The following is a 23,475-nucleotide window of genomic DNA, read 5'->3' as shown; positions in this document are numbered from 1 at the left end:
GGATGACCATGACCAGCATCGACATCCTCGAACGGCTGATCGCCTTTCCCACCGTCAGCGGTACGCCGAACGCGGAGCTGATCGACCATGTCGAGGGGCTGCTGCGCGCGGCGGGGGCGAGCGTCACCCGCATCACCGGGCCGCTGCCGGGAAGCTGGAACCTGTGGGCCACGCTCGGCCCGGCGGACCGGCCGGGCATCGTGCTGTCGGGCCATAGCGATGTCGTCCCCGTCGCCGGCCAGCCCTGGACCATGCCGCCCTTCGCCCTGACACGGCAGGGCGACCGGCTGTTCGGACGCGGCACCGCAGATATGAAGGGCTTCGTCGCCTGCGCGATCGCCGCCTTCCTGCGTGCGTCGGAGCGCGCCGCCGACCTGCGCGCGCCGCTGCATCTGGCCTTGTCGTGCGAGGAGGAGGTCGGCTGCGTCGGCGTCCGCTCGCTCCTCGACGAGCTGGAGCGTCTCCCCGTCCGCCCGCTCTTCTGCCTCGTCGGCGAGCCCACTTCGATGCGCCTCGCCACCGGGCACAAGGGCAAGCTGGCCGCACGCGTCACCTGCGCCGGCCGCGCGGCCCATTCGGCGCTGCCGCACCTCGGCCTCAACGCCATCCACCTCGCCGCCGATTTCGTGACGGCCGCGCGGGCCGAGCAGGAGCGGCTGGCGCGCGACGGCCGGCGCGACGACGCCTTCGAGGTGCCCTTCTCCACGCTCCATGTCGGCACGATCCGGGGCGGCACCGCGCTCAACATCGTGCCCGACAGCTGCGCGCTCGATATCGAACTCCGCACCGTCCCCGGCGAGGATGGCGAGGCCGTCATGGCGCGCCTGCGCGACGCCGCCGACGCCATCGTCGCGCACCACGCCGCCGATTTCCCCGAAGCCGCGATCCTGATCGAACCGCTCAACGCCTACCCCGGCCTCGACAGCCCCGATGGGCCATGGCTGCGCTTCCTGGCCTCGCTCACCGGCGCCAACGATCGCATCAAGCTGGCGTTCGGTACGGAGGGCGGGCTGTTCGACGACAAGCTCGGCCGCCCGGTGATGATCTGCGGCCCCGGATCGATGGACCAAGGCCACAAGCCCGATGAATATGTCACCGTCGATCAACTCGCCCGCTGCGACGCGATGCTGGGCGCACTGGTCGACTGGCTGTGCCGCGCCGGGGATCTGACCCCAGACTGACCGCTACCAGTTCATCATGCCGGGGATCGATCGGGTCGAGATCGATTTCCGGCAATGCTCCTCGAACGCCGCCACCGCGCGCGTCTTGCGGATGGTGCGAGCGGTAATCATCCCCAGCTTCATCGGCGGGAAATCGTCGTCGAGATAGAGGTAGGCGAGCGGCCGGCCGTTGAGCGCCGTCAGATTCTTCGGCCGCGCCGTCAGCAGCGAGAAGCCGAGTCCCGACGCCACATAGCTGCGCACCGTCTCCGGCTGATGGCTGCGCGCCACGATGTTGAGCGGCACGCCGGCCTTCTCGAACAGCGAGGCGAAATATTCCCGGCTGACCGGCAGATCGAGCAACACGAAGGGCTGGCTCGCCAGATCCTTGAGGCTCAGGCTCCCGCTCTTGGCCAGCCCGTGGCCGGCGGGCAGCAGCACATAGGTCGGCAGCAGCGCCAGTTGCTCGAAATGCAGGTCCACCCCGTCCTGCTCGTAGGTGAGCGCGATATCGAGTTCGGCCTTGCGGATCTTGGCGACCAGCTCGGCCTCGTCATCCTCGAACATCTCCAGCGACACCTTGGGATGCGCCTCGGCGAAATCGACGCACAATTCGGGCAGCAGCAGCGGCGCGAAGGTGCGGAAGGCGCCGATACGCAGCGGCCCCGCGATCGTCGTGGTGATCTCGTCCGCCAGATCGTTGAGCGCGCCCGCCTGCTGGAGCAATTCGCGCGCCGCGATCAGGAAGCGTTGCCCGGCGGGCGTCAGCGACAGGCCCTGTGCGTGGTGGCGGAAGAACAGCTGGACGCCGAACTCAGCCTCCAGCTGCGAGATCGCCGAGGAGATCGACGGCTGCGAGATATGCACCCGTTCGGATGCGAGGGTGATGCTGTTCGCCTCACCCGCCGCCACGAAATAGCTGAGCTGTTTCAACGTGAAGCGCATCGCGGCCGGCCTTGAGCATGACGAATTGTGTCCGCCTGTCTAATCCCCGCCGGGCCGATATGCACGTCCGCGATGTCACAGGTCGCCGGGCACCCCATATTTGGGAGCACGGGTGGGATCGAGGCCGCGCGTGACATAATCGTGCATCTGCGGCCGCCAGATCGCCCACAGGCGGTGCAGGTCGGCGATCGGCGCGTCGCTCCAGTCGATCCGCAGGTCGATCAGCGGCCAGTCCTGATCGTCCACCACCAGCAGCCCGGCCGAATGGACCGGCCCTTCCTCGCCGCCCGCCGCCAGTGCCGCGTCCATCGCCGCCAGCAGCCGGTCGGCCAGATGATCCTCGGGCCGGGAGAGGAAGGCCGCGACCATCGCGGGCGGCACGTCGAGCGTGGTCAGCATATTGCCGGCCGCCGCCACGTCCGGCGCCAGATGATGGCCGTGGCGGCCGAGCGAATGGGCCCCGCTGTGCGCCGCGCTGCGCCCCTCGGCATCCACTGCCGTCAGCTGGCGATAGGCCGCCGTGTCCCCCGCGCGCTCGCACAGGGCGGCGATCGCGGCTTCGGCGGGCAGGCCGCTCGCCAGTTCGTACAGCCCCGCAGGACCCAGCCGGGGATCGGTGATGTTCTGCGTCGAGACCGCGCCCACGCCCGCCCGCGCATGGGCGCAGCGCGCCGCCACCGCCGGGCTCGACGAGGAGACGGCGATGCCGAACATGCCCGCCCGGGCGCAGCGCGCGGTGACCGAGAAAGTCATTCGGGGATCACCGCCGTCGCCTCGATCTCGACCAGCCATTCCGGCCGGGCCAGCGCCGACACCACCAGCCCGGTCGAAACCGGGAATACGCCACGCAACCACTGACCCATTTCGCGATACACATCCTCGCGATACCGAATGTCGATGAGGTAGACGACGACGCGGCAGACATGGGAGATGTCGCCGCCGGCCTCCTCCATCAGCATCTTGATGTTCGCCATCGCCTGCCGCGTCTGGAGCGTCGCGTCGCCGGGGAACAGGCTCTCGCGCGTGTCGAGATCCTGCGCGATCTGCCCGCGCACGAAGACGGTGCGGCCGCGCGCCACCACCGCCTGGCACAGATCGTTGTCGAGCTTCTGCTCGGGATAGGTCTCGCGCGTGTTGAACGGGCGGATGCGGTCGTGGACGGGCATGCTCTTGTCCCTCTTCGATGGTGTCAGGCGGCGGGGGCGGGGGCGGGCGTGTGCGCGGCGATATGGCCGGCAAGCCGCTCGGCATCGCCCCACACGCCCCAGATGAAGGCCGAGGCCCGGCGCGACAGCCAGGGCAGGCCGAGGAAGTAGAGCCCCGGCACCGCCGACACGCCCGCGTCGTGGATCGGCCGTCCGCCCGCGTCGAACGTGTCGATATCGATCCAGCCGAAATCGAAGGTATAGCCCGTCGCCCAGACGATCGATCCGACATCGGCGAGATCGAGGCTGAGGATCGGATCGGTCAGGCAGGCGGGATCGGCGCGCATCGCCCGCGCCTCGGGCTCCTCGGGGAAATCGAGGCCCTCGCGGGTCACATAGGCATCGGCCTGATCCAGCACCGACAGATAATCCGCGTCGCCCGCCGCGATACTGCCGGCGAGATCGGCGGCGAAGCGCATCACGCCGCCGTCGTCGCAGCCTTCGGCCCGGCCCAGCAGCACCATGCCGCGTTCGGCCAGTTCGCGGAAATCGATCGTATGGCCGCCGCGCGCGCCGCTCACGGCGATCGTGACATGTTCGGTGCCGGGGTTGGGCGTCCGCGCCTCCCAATGGCCGAGCGCGCCCAGCCACCAGCAGAAATCCTTGCCGCGATAGCGGCGGGGCGGCCGGTTGTGCGGCCCCACCGACAGGCAGACGCGCCGCCCGGCACGCAGCAGCTCGTCGGCGATCTGCACGCCCGACGATCCGGCCCCCACCACCAGCACCGCGCCCGGCGGCAGCTGATCGGGGTTGCGATAGCTGTGCGAGTGGATCTGCGGGATATCGACGCCACGCGGCACGATCGCCGGGATGCTCGGTCGCTGGAACGGCCCCGTCGCCACCACCACCCGATCGGCGACGATCGTCTCGCCCGATGTCTCGATCAGGAATCTGCCATCCTGTCGGCTCAGCCGCCGCACATCGACGCCGCTTTGGATCGGCGCATCGATCTGGCGCGCGTAGGTCTCGAAATAGTCGACCACCGCATCCTTGGCGGCGAACCCGTCCGCGTCGATGCCGGCGAATTCCAGATCGGGAAAGCGGTCATGCCAGGCCGGCCCGTTGGCCACGAGCGAATCCCACCGCCGCGTCCGCCAACTCTCCGCGATCCGATCCCGCTCGACGACGAGATGCGATACGCCCTGCTTGCGCAAATTGCCGCTCATCGCCAGCCCCGCTTGCCCGCCGCCGATGATAAGCGTGTTGATGGCCCCAGCCGGCATCCGGATCGCCCTTTATAGCGCCGACATCATCGGATGCCGATCTGGGCAGGCGAACTATGGTGCTTCAGCCGATCCAAAAACAAGGATTTGGCGTTGCGATGCTTTCCTTTTCTTGAAGAGGATCAGGCCCGGTGTGCTGTGGGATTTGAAGCGCCGAAGGTCATCAGGTCCGCGCGCCCGCTGTTGATTTGGGCCAGGATGAGGTAGCGGCACGGCCCGGTCTGATGCATGGGCACGGACCATTGCGGTCGATGGTGCGTTCCCCAAACTCTATCATGATGACGGACGGCGGAACTCCCTTGGCAATTTTATCGCGAGCCGATCGATCGGCCGGCCCCCGATGACGGCGGGATCGATCGAGCGGCGCTCCGCCGCGTGGACCGAATCGGAACGCCTCGATTGCCTGATCCAGGCCGAAATCCTCGATACGCCGTCCGAACCGGCGTTCGACGATATCGTCTGGCTGGCCAAAACGGCGTGTGACACGCCGATCGCGCTGGTCAGCCTCGTCGATGCGCAGCGCCAGTGGTTCAAGGCGAAATTCGGGGTCGGCGTGGATGAGACCCCGATCGACACGTCCGTCTGCGCGCTCGCGATCCACCATGCCGGCCTGTTCGAGATCCCCGATCTGGCCGCCGATCCACGCACCGCGGATTTTTCGCTGGTGACGGGGGCGCCGCACATCCGCTTCTACGCCGGCGTTCCGCTCGTCACCTCGGACGGGCTGCCGCTCGGCACCTTGTGCGTGATCGACACCGCGCCTCGCCCCGAGGGGCTGAACGCGATGCAACGCACGACGCTGCTCGCGCTCGGTGCCCAAATGGTCGCCCAGATCGAACTGCGCACCTTGCAGCGTCGGCGCGACACGCTCGCCGTCGCTTCGCGATCGGTGGGGATGTGGGATTGGCATGTCGGCGAGGATCTCGTCGTCGCCGATCCCCGCTTCGCCGCCCTCTATGGCGTGGATGCCGAGCGCGCGGCGCGGGGCGCGCCGATCGAGGCCTTCTTCCGCCACGTTCATCCCGAGGACCGAAGCGATCTGATGGCGCGGGTCGACAAAGCGGTGGAAACGCTCGAGCCCTTCTTCGCGGAATATCGCCTGGTCCAGCCGGACGGATCATTCCGTTGGGTCGCGGCGGAGGGGCGATGTACGATCGCGGACGATGGTGTCTCGAAGCATTTTCCCGGCGTCAGCTTTGATATCACCCAACGGCGCAGCGCCGAAGCGCGGCAGGCGGCGCTGCTCCGCCTGAGCGACATCCTGCGCGACATGGACGATCCCGCCGACATCGCCTTCGCGGCCTCGGAAATTCTCGGCCAGACGCTCGGCGTCAGCCGGGCCGGCTACGGCACGATCGATCCGATCGCCGAGACCATCACCGTCGAGCGCGACTGGAACGCGCCGGGCGTCACGACGATCGCGGGCACGCTGCAATTCCGCGACCATGGCAGCTATATCGAGGATCTGAAGCGCGGCGAAACGGTGCTGTGCACCAACGCCGACGAGGATTTGCGCACGCGCGATCAGGCGGACGTGCTGAAGGCCATCACCGCCCACTCCTTCATCAACATGCCACTGCATGAGAATGGCGCGTTCGTCGCGCTGATCTACATCAACAACGGCACCCCGCGGGTCTGGTTGCCCGAGGAGCTGCTGTTCATGGAGGAACTGGCCGCGCGCACCCGCAGCGCGACCGAGCGCCGTCGCGCGGAGCATGAACTGGCCGTGCTGACCCAATCGCTGGAACAACAGGTCGAGGAGCGGACCGCCAGCCTGATGGCGGCCGAGGAGCAGCTCCGCCAGGCGCAGAAGATGGAGGCGGTCGGCCAGCTGACCGGGGGGCTCGCGCACGATTTCAACAATATGCTCGCCGGCATCGTCGGATCGCTGGAGATGATGCAGGTCCGCATCGCGCAGGGGCGGATCGGCGAGCTGGAGAAATATGTGACGGCCGCCCAGAGCGCCTCGCGTCGCGCCGCCGCCTTGACCCATCGCCTGCTGGCCTTCTCCCGCCGCCAGACGCTCGATCCCAAGCCGACCGACATCAACCGCCTCGTCGCCGACATGGAGGATCTGATCCGCCGCACGGTCGGCCCGGCGGTGCAGGTCGAGGTGGTTGGCGCGGGCGGCCTCTGGACGACGCTGGTCGATCCGAACCAGCTCGAAAACGCGTTGCTCAACCTGTGCATCAACGCGCGCGACGCGATGCCCGAAGGCGGCCGGATCACGATCGAGACCGCCAACAAATGGCTCGATCCCCGCGCCAGCCGCGAGCGCGATCTGCCGGAGGGCCAATATCTCTCGCTCTGCGTGTCGGACACCGGCACCGGCATGACGCCGGAGACGATCAAGCGCGCCTTCGATCCCTTCTTCACCACCAAGCCGCTGGGCGAGGGGACCGGGCTCGGCCTCTCGATGATCTACGGCTTCGCCCGCCAATCGGGCGGGCAGGTGCGCGCCTATAGCGAGGTCGGCATGGGCACGACGATGTGCCTCTATCTACCCCGACACTATGGCGAGGCGGAAATGGGCAGCACCGCCGAACCGGTGTCCGATCTTCCCAAGACCGGCAAGCGCACCGTCCTCGTCGTGGACGACGAGCCCACGGTGCGGATGCTGATCTGCGAATTGCTCGAGGACATGGGCCATGCCTCGCTGGAGGCGCAGGACGGGCCGACGGCGGTGACGCTGCTCAATTCCAACACGGCGATCGATCTGCTCATCACCGACGTCGGCCTGCCCGGCGGCCTGAACGGGCGGCAGGTCGCCGATGCCGCGAAGGTGCGGCGGCCCGACCTGAAGGTGATCTTCATCACCGGCTTCGCCGAGAATGCGGTGGTCGGCAACGGGCAGCTGGAGCCCGGCATGCGGCTCGTCACCAAGCCCTTCGCGATGAACACGCTTACGGCACAGGTGGCGGACCTGCTGGCGGCCGATCGCTGAGACGTTCCGCGTAGATGGCTCGGGATCGGATGGCTCGGCTGTCGGGCTGAACGCCGGGCACCCGTCGCCGGGTGTGCGGTATGAAATGGGCGGGCTGGAATGCCGGGGCTGCGCGGTAAGTCGTCCGATCAGCTTCGGCATTCAGGGGCGGGCGTCATCGGTCGCCCGTGCCCAGCGTGATCCTGATGGTCAAGCCTCCCTCATGCCGCCCGACCGATGCCGTGCCACGATGCGCCGTCGCGATCGCCGCGACCAGGGCGAGGCCCAGGCCATAGCCCTCGGTCGAGCGGCTGCGTTCGGAGCGGCTGAAGCGCTGGAAGAGGCGGGGCACGTCTTCGGGAGGGACGCCGGGGCCGTCATCCTCCACCAGCAGGGCGAGCGTGTCCTCCACGCGCGACAGGGTGACGGTCACCTGCGTGCCGGCCGGGGTGTGGCGCAGGGCGTTGTCGAGCAGGTTAGCGAGCATCTGCTGGAGCAGGCGGCGGTCGCCTTCGAGCATGAGGCCAGGCGCGATGCGCGCGGTCATCTGGTGGCCGCCGGCCTCCGCGTCGGGCTGATAGGTTTCGATCATCGCCTCGCACAGCGCGCTCAGATCGACCGGGCGGAAACCTTCGCGCACGCGCAGCGCCTCGATCTCAGAGATGCGCAACATCGCGGCGAAGATTTCGAGCAGTTCGCGGCCCTGCGCCACCGCGCCCTCGATCGCGGCGCGCTGGTCCCCCTGCCCCTCCATCGCCAGCGCCTCCTCCAGCCGGTTTTGCAGGCGCGTGAGGGGCGTGCGCAGATCGTGGGCGATGTCGCCCGAGACGTGGCGGAGATTGTCGACCAGCATCACCATCCGGTCGAGCATGGCGTTGAGCGCGGTCGCCAGCCGGTCGAACTCGCTGCCAGATCCGTCGGCGCGCATCCGCCGGCCGAGATCGCCCGCGTTGATCGCGTCGGCCGCGCCCGCGAAGCGATCGAGCCGGCGCCGGGTGATCGTGCCGATCGTCCAGGCGCTGCCGACGCCCAGCACCAGCATCACCCCGAAGGCGACGGCGAACAGGTGGAGGATCGTCTCGTCGATCTCGTGCACCATCGCCCGATCGGCCGCGACGACGAGCGTGCCGCCGCCGGGCAGCGGCATGGTCAGCGCCTGCGCCTCGCGCTCGCGGTGGAGGCCGTGGGGCAGGAATTCCCAATAGCCGGGCTTGTGGGGCACGTCGGCGGCGAGGTCGCCGGCGATGCGGCGGTGCCGCGCGTCGGTGAGGATATAGCCGAGGCTGGCGCTGTTGCGCGCGGCGTCCCGCTGGCGGATCACGATGGCGAGGCCCGCCAGCCCGCCCTGCCGGTGCACGCCAAGCAGGGCGCGGGTCTCCAGCGCGACCCGGTGGTCGAGTTGCTGCTCCAGCGCCTCGTGCGCCACTTCGTAGACGATGGCGCCCACCGCCAGCGTGGCGAAGGCGAAGGCGAGGCTGACGATCGCGGCGAGCCCGAAGGTGGAGCGCCAGGCGCGGCGGATCATCGCTCGCGCAACATATAGCCGGCGCCGCGCACCGTCTGGATCGCATCCTCGTCGAACCCGGCATTCAGCTTGGTGCGCAGCCGGCTGAGGTGGGTCTCGACGATGTTGGTCTTGGGATCGAAATCGAAATCCCACACCCGTTCGAGCAGCATCGTGCGGGTGAGGATGCGATTGGGATTGCGCATCAGTTCGGCGAGCAGGGCGAACTCGCGCGGCTGGAGCGTCACGCGGCGGCCGGCGCGCTTCACGGTGCGGCGGTGGAGATCCACCTCGATATCGGCATGGGCCAGCCGCGACGGCTCGACCTGCGCGGCCGGGCGGCGGCCGAGCGCCACGATGCGCGCGGCCAGTTCGGAGAAAGCGAAGGGCTTGACCAGATAATCGTCGGCGCCGCCCTCCAGCCCCTCGACCCGATCGGAGACGCCGCTGACGGCGGTGAGCATCAGCACCGGGGTATTGTTGTGCGCGGCGCGCAGCATCTTCACCATCGAGAGGCCATCGAGCCCCGGCAGCATCCGATCGACGACGATCGCGTCGAAACCGCCGTCGGTCGCCTTGAACAGCCCGTCGCGCCCGTCCTCGCTCACGGTCACCTGATTGCCCGCCTCGGTCAGGCCACGGGCGATGAAGGCGCGCGTTTCGGCATCGTCCTCGACGATCAATATCCGCATCCCCGCCATCTAGCGCACCCCCACGCCCGGCGCGAGCGGAACGGGCGCACCCTGCCAGCCGCCGCCGAGCGCGCGGAACAGGGCGACCTGCGCCTGGCCGATCGCGATATCGGATTGCACCCGCTGGAGCGCGGCATTCGCCCGCGCGCGTTCGGCATCGTAGCGGATCAGCGGATCGGCATCGCCTAGCCGGACGCGGGCGGCGGCGCGGCGGGCGTAAGTGTCGGCCTCGCCCGACGCGGCGCCCAGCGCGCGGTTGCGGCGGACCTCCCCGTCGAGCGTGGCGAGGCCGCTCTCCACCTCGCGCAAGGCCCGCAGGATGGCGACGTCCCAGCTCGCGAGCGCGGCGCGTTCGGTGGCGCGCGCTTGGGTGAGCTTGGCGCGGACAGGCCCCTGGTTGGGGAAGGCCCAGCTGATGAGCGGCGAGGCGGTGGCGGCGAAGCCCCCGGCGAGCAGCCCGATCGCCCCGCCGAGGTTGACGCGCGGGTAGAGATCGGCGCGCGCCACGCCGATCCGCGCTGAGGCGGCGGCGAGCTTGCGCTCGGCCTCGCGGATGTCGGGGCGGCGCAGCAATAATGCCGATCCGTCGCCCACCGGCAGCGGGCGGGCGAGCCGGGGCAGCGCCGTGCAGCCGAGTTGCCAGCCCCGTGCGGCGGCGGGCGGCAGGCCCTGAAGCGTGGCGAGCCGGTAGAGCGCCCCGGCGCGCGCCGCCTCGAACGGCGGCAGGGTGGCGCGGGCCGCTTCCAGCAGGGTGGCGGCCTGCGACACCTCCAGCGGGGAGACTTCGCCGGCGCGATATTGCTCGCGCACCGCCGCCACGGATCGCTCTTGCGCGGCGACGATCTGGCGGGCGACATCGCCGGCGGCGGTGGCGCCGCACAGATCGACATAGGCCGCCACCGTATCGGCCACGACCGCGACGCGAACGCCGTCGAGCGCGGCGGCGCTGGCATCGGCATCGGCCTTGGCGGCGAGCGCGCCCGCGCGCAGGCGGCCGAACAGGTCGATGTCCCAGCTGGCGGTCGCCGCCACGTCATAATCGGTGGCGGAGACGTTGGCGGCGCTGGGCTGGGCGGAGGGATTATCGACCGTGGCGGCGCTTTCGAGCATCGTCTGCGGCAGGCGCAGCGCGCGGGCCTGCGACAGCGCCGCCCGCGCCCCATCCAGATTGGCGAAGGCGACGCGCAGATCGGCATTGGCCGCCAGGCTGGCGCGAACGAGGCGGTCCAGCACCGGATCGTCATACAGGCGCCACCAATCCTCCGGCACGGCATCCAGCGCGGCGACTGGCGAGGCCGCGAACGGCCCGGCCGGGACCGAGGCGGGCGGCGGGGCGGATGGGGTGGCGCAGGCGGTCGCCAGCAGCGCCGCGAGCGGGGCGAGGCGCCGGATCATGCGATCGCCTCCCGCGCGGGGGCGGGTTCGGGCTCGCGCCGCGCCTCCCAGCCGAAGCGCGCGTAGAGCGCCGGCATCAGGAACAGGTTGAGCGCGGTCGAGGAGATCAGCCCGCCGAGGATCACGATCGCCATCGGATGCTCGATCTCGTGCCCCGGCGCGTTGCCGCGCACGATCAGCGGCAATAGCGCGAGGCCGGCGCAGGTGGCGGTCATCAGGATCGGGACGAGCCGTTCCTCCGCGCCGCGCAGGATCAGCGCCGGGCCGAGAGTTTCGCCCTCCACCCGGCGGAGGTGATCGTAATGCGACAGCAGCATGATGCCGTTGCGCGCCGAAATGCCGATCACCGTGACGAAGCCCACGAGCGAGCCGAGCGACAGCACCGCGCCGGTCAGCGCCACGCCGATCACGCCGCCGACCAGCGCGAAGGGCAGGCTGAGGCCGACCAGCATGGTGATCCGGCGCGAGCGGAACTCCAGCCAGATCAGCAGCAGCACGCCCGCCAGACACAGCAGCCCGGTCAGCGCGAGCCGCTGGCGCGAGTCCTTCAGCGCGGCATATTCGCCCAGCACCTGCGGATGATAGCCCTGCGCGAACGGCACCGTGCCGACCGCGCCTTCCACCGCGCGGGCGACCGAGCCGAGATCGGCCCCGGCGACGTTCATCGTGATGTCGATGCGGCGCTGGCCGTTCTCGCGCTTGATCTCGTTCGGCGCGGGCACCACGCGGATGTCGGCCACGTCGCGAAGGCGGACGGGCGCGCCGGTGGGGGCCTGGATCATCAGGTCGCCGATCGCGTGGAGATCGCCCCGCACGCGCGGCTCGCCCCACAGGGCGACGTCGAAGGACTTCTGGTCGCGATAGATTTCGCCGACCTTCTGCCCCGCCACCAGGGTCTGCGCCTGCCGCCGCACCTCGCCGGCCGTCAGCCCGAGGGTCGCCATGTCGGCGGGGCGCGGGCGGATCTGGATCTGGGGGACGAGCACCTGTTGCTCCACCTTCAGATCGGTGACGCCCGCGATCGGCGCGATCGCGCCCTTCACCCGCTCGGCGGCGGCGCGCAGCTCGACCTGATCGGGGCCGAACACGCGGACGACGATGGTCGCGCCGGCGCCCGACAGCACCTCCTTGATGCGCTCGCGCAGATAGGTCAGCACGTCGCGGAAGAGGCCGGGATAGCCGTCCACGACCGCCTTGATGCGCTTCACGCTGGCGTCGTAATCGGCGGTCTCGTCCAGGCTGATCCACAATTCGGTGAAATTGGGGCCGACCACCTCGTCCGCCGCCTCGGCGCGGCCGATATGCGCGCCGAAGTTGCGGACGCCGGGAATGGCGCGCAATTCTTTCGAGACGCGGATGGTGATGCGGTCCATCGCCTCGATCGAGGTGCCGGGCTTCTCGACGAAGTGCATCAGGAAATCGGTTTCGCGGAAGTCCGGCAGGAACTGATCCTGGAAGCTGGCATAGCCCAGCCCCGCCAGCGCCAGCCCGCCCGCGACGATGCCCATCGCCACCTTCGGCCGACCGACGATCGGCGGCAGCATCCCGGCGTAACGCCGCTTGAGCCCGGCCACGAAGCGCGTGTCGCGCTCGGCCCTGAGCGGGGCGTGGGGCAGCAGCCACAGGCACAAAGCGGGGGTCACCACCAGCGCCACCAGCAGCGACGCGCCGATCGCCAGCACATAGGCGATGGCGAGCGGGCGAAAGAAGGTGCCGGCCACGCCGCCCAGGAAGAACACCGGCAGGAACACCAGCATCACGATCAGCGAGGCGAACACCACCGCCGATCGCACCTCCAGCGAGGCGCGCAGCACCACGTCGAACGGGCGATCGGGCGTGCCGGCATCGCGGTTGAGGCGCAGGCGGCGGGCGATATTCTCCACGTCGATGATCGCATCGTCGACCACTTCGCCCAGCGCGATGACGAGGCCGGCAATGACCATCGTGTTGATCGTCGCCCCGCTCCACAGCAGCACCAGCCCCGCGCCCAGCAACGACAGGGGGATGGCGACGAGGCTGATGGCCGCCTGCCGCCAGTCGCGCGTGAAGAGGAACAGCACGATCGCAACCAGCACGCAGCCGATCATCAGCGCCTCGCCGAGATTGTCGATCGATCGTTCGATGAAGGTGGCGGGGCGGAAGATGGTGGTGTCGATCGTCACGTCCTTCAGGCCGGGCTTCAGCTCGGCGATGGCGGCCTCGACCGCGCGGGTCAGGTCCAGCGTGTTGCCGGTCGGCTGCTTCTCGACGATCAGCATCAGGCCGGGGCCGTCGTTGATGATCGCATCGCCGATCGGCGCGGCGAAGCCGTCCACCACGCGCGCCACGTCGCCGATGCGTACGGGCGCGTCGCCCGCGACCTTGACGAGCGTGCGGGCGAGATCGTCGGCGCTCTGGACGGGGGCGGCCTGCTGCACCGCGAGCCGCTGGGTGGCGCTGTCGACGAAGCCGCCGCCGCCGATCAGCACCGCGTCGCCCGCCGCAGCGCGCAATTCGGCCAGGGTGACGCCGGCGGCGCGCAGCCGATCGGGATCGGCCAGGATCTGGAGTTGGCGGTCGCGCTGACCCCAGAGCGCGACATTGGCGACGCCCGGCACCGCCATAAGCGGCGGCCGGATCGTCCAGCGCACCAGTTCGGAAAGCTGCATCTGATCGAGCGTCTTGGAGGAAATGCCGATCTTCATCGCCCGGCTGGTCGAGGAAAGCGGCGGCAGCATCACCGGCGGGCGGGCGGCGGCGGGCAGGCGGGCCTGCGCCTGCGTCACCCGTTCCTGCACCAATTGGCGCGCGCGGATCACATCGGTGCCGGGATCGAACAGCATCACCACCGACGACAGGCCCAGCACCGATTTGGAGCGCAGGGTCTTGAGATCGGGCACGCCGTTGACCTGCGTCTCGATCGGCACGGTGACGAGGCTCTCGACCTCCTCGGTGGAAAGGCCCGGCGCCTCGGTCTGGATCTCCACCATCGGCGGGGCGAATTCGGGGAAGACGTCGAGCGGCACGGCGGTCGAGGCGCGCAGCCCCAACAGCACGAGCAATCCCGCCATCGCGAGGACGAGGACGCGCTGGGTGAGCGCGGCGCGGACGAGCCAGGCGAGCATCTTACTTGCCCGCGCCGAACTCGGTGCCGAACAATTCGGCCGCCCCCGCCGTCACCACCGCCGCCCCCGGCTCGAGACCCCGGCCGACGATGGCTTGTCCATCCGCCTGCGCCACGATCTCGATGCGGCGGCGCTGATAGGTATCGGGCGCGGTCCGCTGATAGACCCATTCGCCGCCATAGATGTCGCGCACGATCGCCGAGGCGGGCACCGCCAGCCCCGCGCCATCGTGCCGCGCGGCGAGCGGCAGGGCGACCGCGACCCGCTGGCCGACCCGCCATGCCCGATCGCGATTGTCGAGCGCGTAATAGAGATCGACCGTGCCGGCGGTGGCGTTGGCCGAGGGGGGCGCGCCGACCGGCTGCGCGGTGCGGGCCGTGGTGTCGGCGCCGAGCGCGCGGATCGCGGCGGCACGGTCGCGGCGGATCGCGGTCAGATCGCTGCCGAACACCGACACGCGTACCCACAACCGGCTCTGCCCGCCCATCGCGGCGATGCCCGGCCCCAGCAGGCGGCGCTGGGCGACGGCGGCGTCGCGCACCGCCTCCGCCGAGGCGAGCGCGGCGGCCGCCTCGTCGCGCGCCCGGATGCTGCCGGCCTCCTCGCGCACCAGCGCCTCGGCGCGGCCGAGCGCGATGCGCGCCAGCCGGGCGGCGGCGGTCGTGCGGGCGACCTCGCCATCGGCGGCGGCCTGTTGGGTGCCGATCTGGGCGAGGTTGGAGAGCGAGGTGGTCGGCACGCCGCCCGGCGCGATCGGCGGCACCACGATCTCGCCGCTCGTCTCGCGCACCGCCGCCGCCGCGCCGGCGCCGACCGTCACGGTGGCGATGCCCAGCCGCTGCCGCGCCTGGGGCGTCAGCGCTACCGTCAGCAGCTCGCTTTCGTGGGCGACAGGCGTGAGCAGGGCCGGCTTGGGCGCGGTGGGCGGCGCCGGGCTTTCCTGACAGGCCGACAGGCAAAGCGGGAGCGAGGCGAGGGGGAGGAAGCGAACCATGGCCGGGACGCTAGGGCCGGGCGATGGAGGGCAACTCTCGCCGACTATACGATATCCCAATGTTGGGGAGGAGCCATCCCCGGAGCAATCATTCGTAGTATTTGGGGCTTCGTGACGCCGCCCCGCCCCCGATCCGCCATGCCCCGGCGCGCCGCCCCGCCGTCGCGAGGGGCGCGCGCGTGAGGATCGGCATCACCGTGCCCGATGGGCTGCCCGAGGGCACGATCGCCGCGATCCGCCGCATCGCCGTCAGCTTGGCCGAGCGCGGCGCGAGCATCACGCTGGTCCATGGCCAGGCCCCGCCTGCCGCGCTCGATCCCGAACGGGATGGGGTGGAGTTGGCGGCGGCGAGCCTGCCGATCGGCCGCCTGCCCCAGTCGCTTGGCGCCTATGCGGCGGCGGCCTGCACCTATTTCCTGCTCGTGCCGATGGACGTGGTGATCGCGCCCTCGCTCGATTGCTGGCCGGTGCTGGGCGTCGTCGCCTCGATCGCGCGGCGCCGCCGCCGTCCGGGCCTCGTCGCCCGCCTCGGTGGCGAGGACGATCTCGGGCCGCCCCATCTGCTCGGCCGCTGGCGCGCCGAGCGCCGCCTGCGCCCCCTGCTCGCCCATGCCGATATCGTCGTCACCACATCCGAACTGGCGTCGGAGCGGCTCGATCGTATCGCCGGCCGCAATCTTTCCGCCTTGCTCGGCGCCGGGCTGGACGGGCGCCGCGACGTCGAGGGCCAGCCGATGACCGCGCCCGCCGAAGCCCACGAATTGCTCGAACTCTGCCAGTGGCTCGCCCACCGCCCCGGCCGGCCGGGGCGCGAGGATGGCTGGGTGGATCTGGAAAGCGCTCCCGACGCGGGGCGCATCCTCTATCTGCCGCGCAGAGTTCGCGAAGGACGAAATAGCCTCGACACCCGATAGGCCGCTGCGTCCCTTCAGGCGCCGTTCGCGCCGATCGCTCGCTCATACGGCCGGACGGTCCGTCCGAGAAATTCCCCGATATGGTCGGCGATCTCGCGATGGTGCGTCTCCAGGGCGAAATGGCCGGTATCGAGGAGGTGCACCTCCGCGTCCGGCAGATCCTTCGTATAAGCGTGGGCGCCGGCGGGGATGAACGCGGGATCGTGCCGCCCCCAGACCGCCAGCAAAGGCGGGCGATGCGCCCGAAAATAGGCGTGAAACGCCGGATAGAGCGCGACATTGCTGCGATAGTCGAGGATCAGGTCGAGCTGGATCTCCTCCGCCCCGGGCCTCGCCATATAGGCGATGTCGAGTTCGTAGCCGTCGGGTGACAGCAGGGCGGGGTCGGCGCCGGTGCCATATTGCCAGCTGCGGATCGTGTCGGGCGACAGGGACGCCCGGCACGCCTCGCGATGGGCGTCGCTCGGATCGCGCCAATAGGCCTGCCACGCGCCCCATTCGTCGCTGAAGCCATCCTCATAGGCGTTGCCGTTCTGGGAGATGATGGCGCTGATCCGCTCGGGATGCCGCATCGCGAGGCGCAGGCCGACCGGCGCGCCATAATCGAAGATATAGAGCGCGAAGCGGTCGAGCCCGAGCGCATCGACGAACCCCTCCAGAACGCCCGCCAGCGCATCGAAACTGTACGTGAAAGCGCCACGCTCGGGCGCTCTGGTCTTGCCGAATCCCGGCAGGTCCGGCGCGATCAGGCGATAGCGGTCCGCCAGGCGCGGGATCAGATCGCGGAACATGTGGCTGGCGGACGGAAAGCCGTGGAGGAGAAGGAGGACCGGCGCATCGGCCGCGCCGGCCTCCCGGTAGAAGACCTCGACCGCGCCGACCCGCAATGTGCGATACTGTACGGTGGACATGGTTTCTCCTCCCTGTGGATCAGGCGATCGCGCCCCCGTCGGCGGTCAGGGTCGTGCCCGTGATGATGCTCGCCGCCGGGCTTGCGAGAAACACCACCGCGTTCGCGATCTCGCGCGGCGTCCCGTAGCGGCCGAGCGAAGTCAATCCGCGCTGGACGTCCGCGCCTTCGCCGCCGGCGGGATTGGCATCCGTATCCGTGGCGCCGGGCTGGACGAGATTGACGGTGATGCCGCTCGGCCCCAGCTCCCGCGAGAGACCACGGGTGAAAGAGGTCAGCGCCGCCTTCGACATCGCATAGAGGGTGATGCCCGCGAACGGCACGCGCTCTCCCAAGGCCGATCCGACCGTGACGATGCGCCCGCCCTCGCCGAGATGCGGTATCACCGCCTTGGCGAACAGCAGCGGCGCCCGGACGTTCACGTCCATCACGGCCTGATAGTCGGCGATATCGGTCTCGGCGATCGTGCCCATGTGGCCGATGGCCGCGCTGTTGACGAGGATGTCGAGCCCGCCAAGGGCGGAGACAGCGTCGCCCACCGCGCGGGTGATGGCGTCGGGGTCGGCGCTGTCCGCCTGGATGGCGACGGCACGACGACCGGTCTTCTCGATGGCGTCGGCCACCTCCCGGGCGCGCTCCGTCGAATCCCGATAGGTAAACGCGACGTCGGCGCCGTTTTCGGCCAATGCCGAGGCAATCGCGGCCCCGATGCCCCGTGACCCGCCCGCCACCAATGCGCGCTTTCCGGCCAGATCGATCATGCAATCGCCCTTCCCTACCGTTTGAAACCAGATCCGATGACGTCCGCCATGTCGCGGTGGCCACGACGACCTGCTCTTCGGAGGTAGTGATCCCGCGGGAATTGTCTTGGTATCGAGAAATGTCGAACTGTGTTGCGCGGGCGGGAACGGAAGTTCGTATCCGCTATGGCGCGGGGAGCCGGACCGTCTGGCCCATCACGTCGATCGCCACTTTCCCTCTCAGTCCACGGGCGCCTCCGGCTTCGAGCAGCGCATGCGCGTCGCCGACGCGCGCCAGAGGCAGCACCGCGCCGATCACCGGCTTGATCAGGCCACGTTCGACCAGATTTGTCAGCGCATCGAGCTTGCCCCGATTCTGCCGGGTGAACACGAAATGGTAGGCGGCGTTCTTGCCCCAGGCCTCGATCAGATTCTGCGGCTGCGCGATGTCGACGATGCTGACCACCCGCCCGGCGTCCGCGAGCACGAGCCCGCTCCGCGTGAGCGTATCGCCGCCGATCGTATCGAAGACGACGTCCACCCCTCGGCCCTGCGTCAGTTCCGCTACTGCCGCGACATAGTCGTCGCGCGTGTGGTCGATCGCCTCATCCGCGCCGAGCGAACGCACGAAATCATGGTTGGCCTGGCGGGCCGTGGTGATGACCCGTGCGCCCATCGCCTTGGCAAGCTGGATCGCCATCGTGCCCACGCCACCGGCGCCGCCGTGGATCAGAATGGCTTCCTGAACGGTGAGCCGGGCGCGGGTCACCAGGGACTCCCAGACCGTGCCGCCGACCAGCGTCAGGCTGGCCGCCTCGATGTGGCTGAGATTGCGCGGTTTCCTGGCGACGAGATCAATGTCGGCGACGTGCTGTTCGGCATAGGAACCGGGGCCACCGAAGATCTTCGGCGTGTAATAGACCTCGTCACCCACGCCGAACTCGGTGACAGCCTCTCCCGTCTCCTCCACGACCCCGGAGACGTCGTGCCCGATGATGGCGGGTAGCGGCACATGATCGACGTAATCGCCGCGCCGAATCTGGTAGTCCAGAGGATTGATGGCGGTGGCGTGGACGCGCACCCGGACCTGTCGGGGTCCGACGGCCGGGACGGCCACGTCGCGCATCTCGAAGGCGTCGTAGCCCCCGAACCTGACAAGCAGGATGGCCTTCATGGAATTGGTCACGACATGCTCCTTTTCTGGTCGGGTTGCGTCATCGTCGGCTTCGTCATGTCGAGCGAGGATCCGCACGGGCCGTTTTCACGAGCGTCACCTAGCCGCGCCCGGCCAGCTGCCGCGCGCGGGTGCCGCGCCTGCTCCTCCACGCGGCTTCCGGGGCCGGCCACGACAGCGGCGGGATAGGCCCGCCGCTCCTCGACACTGTCGGGCAGGCGACGGTGGCCGGCGATGTCCCGCCCGTCGTTCCTGAAGGTGATGCGTTGCGGTTCAGTGGGCATGATCGTCTCCGCAGGGCGTCTCAATCCAGCCGCAGGACGGCCTTTCCCTTGAAGGCGCGAGACAGGAGCGCGCGGGCGACGTGATCGATCTCGCGCCAGGAGCCGATCTTCCCGATCACGGGATCCAGCTTTCCGGTGCCGAGCCGCACGGCGAGGCCCGCGAGCAGCGCGGCGGCGTCGGCCGGCTCCAGCCGCGTCAGCTCTTCGGCGAGGACGAAGCCGTAGAGCGAGGTCCCGCCGAACGCACCGCCGGAACCCAGGCGGAAGGCCTTGGCGTTGAATGTCGTGACGTCATCGCCGCCCGCGTCGCCGAACTGGACGCACATGCCACGCGGCGAGAGCCACGACAGGGCATGCCCGAGCAGCTCGCCGCCCACGCCTTCCAGAATGAGGTCATACGGCCCCAGGCGCGCGGCATCCTCGGCGCTGCCCGCGACGGCGGTCGCGCCGAGCCGCCGCAGCAGCGCGGCATCGTCCTCGCGCCGGGCGAACGCGACGACATGGGCGCCGGTCGCGGCGGCCAGCTGCACGGCGATCAGACCGACGCCGCCGGTCGCCGCCGTGACGAGCAGTCTGTCTCCTGCCCGCAGCGCCTTCTTCGAGAGCGCGATCGTCGCCGTGAGGCCGGCCACCGGCAGCACGGCTGCGAGTTCAAACGGGACATTGTCGGGGATGGGTGCAAGGAATTTCGTCGGAACGCTGACCCGCTCGGCCCAGGCGCCGTCGAATTTCAGCCCGACGACGCGATCGCCCGCGCAAAAGGCGGACCCGGCGGGCGCGGATTCGATCACGCCGGCAAAGTCCCAGCCGGGCCGTGCGCCTGCCGCCCCGGCAAGCGCGGTGCGCACCTCTCCATTGTTGAGCGAGATCGCCTCGACCGCCACCAGCGCTTCACCCGGCATCGGCACGGGGCGGTCGGCCGTCTCGATCGCAAGCCGCTGGCCGCCGGGCCTGCCGATCACGGTCACCGCACGCATCAGGTCGCCCTCACCGCGCTATACACAATTGCCTGGCGGGATAGTCGAAGGTGATGACCCCCTTGCCCCAGAGGGGCATCCCCAGCGATCCATCGACGATCCCGGCCTCGAACGCCGCCGCGCCGGACGTCAGGGCGACCTCGACGTCCGCGGCCTGAAAGGCGCCCGCCTGCAATGCCGCGATGCGCGCGACATTGCCCTGTACCGCGCCTCCGACGCCATGCCCCACCTTCCGCGCGCGGCCCGACCGCATCAACGCCAGCCCCGCCTCGCTGCGCAGGAAGGGGCCGCCAACCATCATCGCATTGTGCCGCGTCCCGAGATCCACGACGAGCTTGAGCCGGACCGGCTCCGCGCCCGGCGTCGTCCGAACATCCACGTCGACGACGGGGACATTCTCGACGATGCGTAGCGGGATCGGGGCCGCGCATGCCGGCGCGCTCCCGCTCGGCCCGAACGTCACGCGACGCTTCCGGTAATCGACCGTCACGGCACCGTGCCTGAACGCCGGCGCGCCGACCAGAAGCTCGACGGGGAAGCCGGCGGATGCCGACAATTGCCCGAGGTTCACGGAGTGTCCCGCGACATGCGCGAAGTGCAGCGGCCCCACGGTCAGGCTTTCGATGTCGATCGGCCGCAACTGCTCCGTCTGACCGCCGGCGGCCGCGACGTCGCCGACCGATGTGCCCTCGCCGAGCCCCAGCTTCCGGACCATGCTCCGATCGATCACGAGCGAGCCCGCACCGCTATCCAGCACCGCGCGCTGCGGCCGATTGTTGATGAGGGTGTCGATCGTGACGAGATTGTCGCGCAGCACGAACGGCATGCTGACAGGCCGGGAAGGGGCGCGTATCGGCGCGTCGCCCGTCGCATCGGGCGGCTGCGCTTCCGCCCGCCCGACCGGGCCGTATGCCTGCATCATGGCAACGACCATGACGCCGGCCAGCCAATCCTTGTTCATGACGGATGAATCCTTGCTCTGTTATGGGGCTTGAAGGTCATTGGGTCGCCAGCGATCCGGCGGTCGGGCAGAGATGCAGGCGGTCGCGGCCCGACATCTCGTCCCCCTGCACCTGCTCGGTCAGCCGCTCGCTGTCGCGGCGTCGGACATCGTCGACCGCCTCGTCGAAGCCGAGCGCGCGAAGACCCGAGCCCGAAGATCTGGCCCCGCATCGCCCACAATTTGTGGGGACGCAGTTCGAGCCCGATCACGAACAGGAACAGGAACATCACCACGCCCAGTTCCGAGAAATGCAATATGGAACGGGTATCGGTGAAGAAGCCGAGGACCGATGGCCCGACCAGCACGCCAGCCGTGAAGTAGCCGAGAACCGATCCCAGCCCCAGCCGGCGGAACAGCGGCACCGCGATGACGGCGGCCGCCATCAGGGTGACCGCGGGTCCAATCGTCTGCCCAAGGCTTGCGTCAGCCACGATCGCGCCCTTTCCCTTGCGTCAGTCGACGACCCGCGCCGCCCCGGGCGAACCGGCACGGACAGGCGCCGACGCCGTCGACGGCGGTGATCGGGCGGAAATCTGTCATCCCCGCGCCGCGTGCGGTAGCGGCGCCGCGCGACACTCTGTGTCGCAGTTGGCGGAACGCCGGGCGGGCTAGCGCTCCGCCGTCGCCGTCGGCCTGTAGTGGCCGTAACATTCGAGCAGCATCTCGGTGAGTACCCGTATCTTGCGCGCCGGATGCTGCCCCGGAGGCCGGATCACGTAGATGCCGAGATCGGGGCATGGGTAGCGCGGCATGACGGGGACGAGCGCACCCGAGGCCAGATGCTCGCCGATCAGCTCCTCCGGCACACCCGCGAGGCCGATTCCGGCGAGGGCGGCGGCGACGAGCGCGACAGCGTTGTCAGCCTTGAACCGCCCCTGTGGCTTCATCGGGATCGCTTTGTCCCCGTCCATCGCCATCCAGGTTTCCGTGCCTTGCATGACGACTTCATGCGTCACGAATTCCTCGGGCGTTTCGGGCGCGCCGTGTCGTTCGATATAGTCGGGGCTGGCGACATATTTCGCGGTGGTCCATCCCACCCGCCGCGCGAGCAGCGTTGAATCGGAAAGATGCCCGACCCGGATCGCGCAATCGAATCCCTCGGCGATCAGATCGACGAACCGATCGGTGTAATTGGCCTGGACATGCAGTTTCGGATGCCGCTGCGCCAGCGTCGCGAACACCGGGGCGAAGTGGGTCGGGCCGAACGTGAGCGGCGCCGCTATCCGCAGGCGACCGCGAAGTTCGCCCGCGGGCAGAATCGTCTCCCGGGCAATCTCGATTTCGGCGCAGATTCTGGCGGCGTGATCGCGGAACGTGGCGCCGGCCTCCGTCAGCGCGGCGCCTCGGGTCGTGCGCGCGAGCAGCTGGATGCCGAGATCCTCCTCGATCCGGGCGAGCCTGCGACTGACGATCGACTTGGATACGCCGAGCCGGCGTGACGCGGCCGTCACGCCGCCCGCGTCGGCGACCTCGACGAATGTCCGCAATTCTTCGATGTCCATCGCTGCGTTCCTGAAAGTGCGACACAGTGTACCGCGACCAGGCGCTATCGTATCACAAATCGCGCGGGCACTGTCCACAGGACACGGCAGCGTCTGCGGCGTGTCGATCGCAACCATGCAAGACAACAGCGGCAGCAGAGGAAAAGACCATGACCCTTCGCAACGGCCTCGACTCCCTCCTTCGCCCCGAAGACTCGGTCCTCGTCCTGATCGACCATCAGCCCTACCAGCTCGCCAACGTGAACAGCCACGATCCGCAGGCGGTGGTGAACAACACGACCGCGCTGGCGAAGATGGCCAAGGCGTTCAACGTGCCGACCATCCTCACCAGCGTCATCGCCGATCGCGGCGGCCTGCTCTTCAAGCAGCTGACCGACGTATTTCCCGATCAGGAGGTGATCGACCGCACCTTCATCAACACCTGGCAGGACAAGGTGGTCGTGGACGCGGTGAAGGCGACGGGGCGCAAGCAGCTCATCATCGCCGGCCTGTGGACCGAGGTGTGCGTCGCCATGCCCGCCATCCAGGCCGCCGGCGAGGGCTGGGACGTGACCGTCGTGACCGACGCATCGGGCGGCGTCTCGGTCGAGGCGCATCAGGTCGCGATCCAGCGCATGGTGGCGGCCGGCGTGAACATGTTGACCTGGGCGGCGGTCGGGTCCGAATGGCAGCGCGACTGGGCGCGCCTCGATACCGCCGCCCTGCTCCCCGACATCCTGATCGAGCATTTCGGCGGCAGCGGCATCGCCTATATGTGGGAGCAGCAGCTGCTCAACACCCCGGTCGGCGCCGCCGGCTGATCCCGGCGGGGACGGACATCGGACAG

At 69.5% G+C, this 23,475-nt stretch carries 21 protein-coding genes; 4 read left to right on the top strand and 17 right to left on the bottom strand.

What is annotated here, in order from left to right; genetic code table 11:
- Window positions 1-8 precede the first annotated feature (8 nt).
- On the top strand, window positions 9-1,181 hold the full coding sequence (gene argE / locus PQ455_RS15800) for an acetylornithine deacetylase (RefSeq protein WP_273687051.1): 1,173 nt from the start codon (window positions 9-11) through the stop codon (window positions 1,179-1,181).
- Window positions 1,182-1,184: 3 nt separating this feature from the next.
- On the opposite strand, the gene PQ455_RS15795 is transcribed toward argE, so the two are convergent.
- The 4 genes from PQ455_RS15795 to PQ455_RS15780 all read right to left on the bottom strand — a co-directional run bounded on the left by PQ455_RS15795 (window position 1,185) and on the right by PQ455_RS15780 (window position 4,533).
- Window positions 1,185-2,105, bottom strand: a complete 921-nt coding sequence (locus PQ455_RS15795) for a LysR family transcriptional regulator (protein ID WP_273687050.1) — start codon at window positions 2,103-2,105, stop codon at window positions 1,185-1,187.
- A 75-nt stretch (window positions 2,106-2,180) separates the two neighbouring features.
- Window positions 2,181-2,858: a DUF1028 domain-containing protein gene (locus PQ455_RS15790; protein WP_273687049.1), complete on the bottom strand. Its 678-nt coding sequence runs from the start codon at window positions 2,856-2,858 to the stop codon at window positions 2,181-2,183.
- Window positions 2,855-3,271: a RidA family protein gene (locus PQ455_RS15785; RefSeq protein ID WP_273687048.1), complete on the bottom strand. Its 417-nt coding sequence runs from the start codon at window positions 3,269-3,271 to the stop codon at window positions 2,855-2,857. The genes PQ455_RS15790 and PQ455_RS15785 overlap by 4 nt, the downstream gene beginning before the upstream one ends.
- A 23-nt stretch (window positions 3,272-3,294) precedes the next feature.
- Window positions 3,295-4,533, bottom strand: a complete 1,239-nt coding sequence (locus PQ455_RS15780; protein WP_273687047.1) for a flavin-containing monooxygenase — start codon at window positions 4,531-4,533, stop codon at window positions 3,295-3,297.
- Window positions 4,534-4,873: 340 nt separating this feature from the next.
- Between PQ455_RS15780 and PQ455_RS15775 the strand changes: the two genes are divergently transcribed.
- Complete coding sequence (locus tag PQ455_RS15775) at window positions 4,874-7,477, top strand: GAF domain-containing protein (protein WP_273687046.1); 2,604 nt, start codon at window positions 4,874-4,876, stop codon at window positions 7,475-7,477.
- A gap of 154 nt (window positions 7,478-7,631) precedes the next feature.
- Here PQ455_RS15775 and PQ455_RS15770 read toward each other — a convergent pair whose 3' ends face one another.
- Genes PQ455_RS15770 through PQ455_RS15750 form a run of 5 tightly spaced genes read right to left on the bottom strand, consistent with a single transcriptional unit; the run spans window position 7,632 to window position 15,145 of the window.
- Window positions 7,632-8,981: a sensor histidine kinase gene (locus PQ455_RS15770; protein WP_273687045.1), complete on the bottom strand. Its 1,350-nt coding sequence runs from the start codon at window positions 8,979-8,981 to the stop codon at window positions 7,632-7,634.
- On the bottom strand, window positions 8,978-9,652 hold the full coding sequence (locus PQ455_RS15765) for a response regulator transcription factor (protein ID WP_273687044.1): 675 nt from the start codon (window positions 9,650-9,652) through the stop codon (window positions 8,978-8,980). Before PQ455_RS15765 ends, PQ455_RS15770 begins: the two co-directional genes overlap by 4 nt.
- Window positions 9,653-9,661: 9 nt before the next feature.
- A complete protein-coding gene (locus PQ455_RS15760; RefSeq protein ID WP_273687043.1) occupies window positions 9,662-11,047 on the bottom strand; it encodes an efflux transporter outer membrane subunit in 1,386 nt (461 codons plus the stop codon).
- Window positions 11,044-14,151 (bottom strand): efflux RND transporter permease subunit, encoded by a 3,108-nt coding sequence (locus tag PQ455_RS15755; protein WP_273687042.1) that lies wholly within the window; start codon window positions 14,149-14,151, stop codon window positions 11,044-11,046. The genes PQ455_RS15760 and PQ455_RS15755 overlap by 4 nt, the downstream gene beginning before the upstream one ends.
- Window position 14,152: 1 nt before the next feature.
- Window positions 14,153-15,145, bottom strand: a complete 993-nt coding sequence (locus tag PQ455_RS15750) for an efflux RND transporter periplasmic adaptor subunit (RefSeq protein WP_273687041.1) — start codon at window positions 15,143-15,145, stop codon at window positions 14,153-14,155.
- A 179-nt stretch (window positions 15,146-15,324) separates the two neighbouring features.
- Between PQ455_RS15750 and PQ455_RS15745 the strand changes: the two genes are divergently transcribed.
- The gene (locus PQ455_RS15745) at window positions 15,325-16,059 is read left to right on the top strand and encodes a glycosyltransferase (RefSeq protein ID WP_273687040.1); all 735 of its coding nucleotides are present in this window, start codon (window positions 15,325-15,327) and stop codon (window positions 16,057-16,059) included.
- A 14-nt stretch (window positions 16,060-16,073) separates the two neighbouring features.
- On the opposite strand, the gene PQ455_RS15740 is transcribed toward PQ455_RS15745, so the two are convergent.
- The 8 genes from PQ455_RS15740 to PQ455_RS15705 form a co-directional block, all read right to left on the bottom strand.
- Window positions 16,074-16,970 (bottom strand): alpha/beta fold hydrolase, encoded by an 897-nt coding sequence (locus tag PQ455_RS15740; RefSeq protein WP_273687039.1) that lies wholly within the window; start codon window positions 16,968-16,970, stop codon window positions 16,074-16,076.
- Window positions 16,971-16,989: 19 nt separating this feature from the next.
- Window positions 16,990-17,730, bottom strand: a complete 741-nt coding sequence (locus tag PQ455_RS15735; protein ID WP_273687038.1) for an SDR family NAD(P)-dependent oxidoreductase — start codon at window positions 17,728-17,730, stop codon at window positions 16,990-16,992.
- A gap of 163 nt (window positions 17,731-17,893) precedes the next feature.
- Window positions 17,894-18,895, bottom strand: coding sequence for a zinc-dependent alcohol dehydrogenase family protein (locus PQ455_RS15730; RefSeq protein ID WP_273687037.1), 1,002 nt, complete (start codon window positions 18,893-18,895; stop codon window positions 17,894-17,896).
- A complete protein-coding gene (locus tag PQ455_RS15725; protein ID WP_273687036.1) occupies window positions 18,892-19,167 on the bottom strand; it encodes a hypothetical protein in 276 nt (91 codons plus the stop codon). The genes PQ455_RS15730 and PQ455_RS15725 overlap by 4 nt, the downstream gene beginning before the upstream one ends.
- A 20-nt stretch (window positions 19,168-19,187) precedes the next feature.
- Window positions 19,188-20,144: a zinc-binding dehydrogenase gene (locus tag PQ455_RS15720; protein ID WP_273687035.1), complete on the bottom strand. Its 957-nt coding sequence runs from the start codon at window positions 20,142-20,144 to the stop codon at window positions 19,188-19,190.
- A 10-nt stretch (window positions 20,145-20,154) separates the two neighbouring features.
- Window positions 20,155-21,105 (bottom strand): retropepsin-like aspartic protease, encoded by a 951-nt coding sequence (locus PQ455_RS15715; RefSeq protein ID WP_273687034.1) that lies wholly within the window; start codon window positions 21,103-21,105, stop codon window positions 20,155-20,157.
- A complete protein-coding gene (locus tag PQ455_RS15710) occupies window positions 21,102-21,578 on the bottom strand; it encodes a cation:proton antiporter domain-containing protein (RefSeq protein WP_273687033.1) in 477 nt (158 codons plus the stop codon). The genes PQ455_RS15715 and PQ455_RS15710 overlap by 4 nt, the downstream gene beginning before the upstream one ends.
- A 177-nt stretch (window positions 21,579-21,755) precedes the next feature.
- The gene (locus PQ455_RS15705; protein WP_273687032.1) at window positions 21,756-22,649 is read right to left on the bottom strand and encodes a LysR family transcriptional regulator; all 894 of its coding nucleotides are present in this window, start codon (window positions 22,647-22,649) and stop codon (window positions 21,756-21,758) included.
- Between the two features lie 149 nt (window positions 22,650-22,798).
- Here PQ455_RS15705 and PQ455_RS15700 point away from each other — a divergent pair, with 149 nt between their 5' ends.
- Entirely contained in the window at window positions 22,799-23,449 is a 651-nt protein-coding gene (locus PQ455_RS15700; protein ID WP_273687031.1) for a hydrolase, read from the top strand.
- Window positions 23,450-23,475 lie beyond the last annotated feature (26 nt).

The organism is Sphingomonas naphthae (assembly GCF_028607085.1).
GTDB lineage: Bacteria > Pseudomonadota > Alphaproteobacteria > Sphingomonadales > Sphingomonadaceae > Sphingomonas_Q > Sphingomonas_Q naphthae.
The sequence above is the reverse complement of the archived record's forward strand: the minus strand, read 5'-3'. Positions and strand labels throughout refer to the sequence as shown.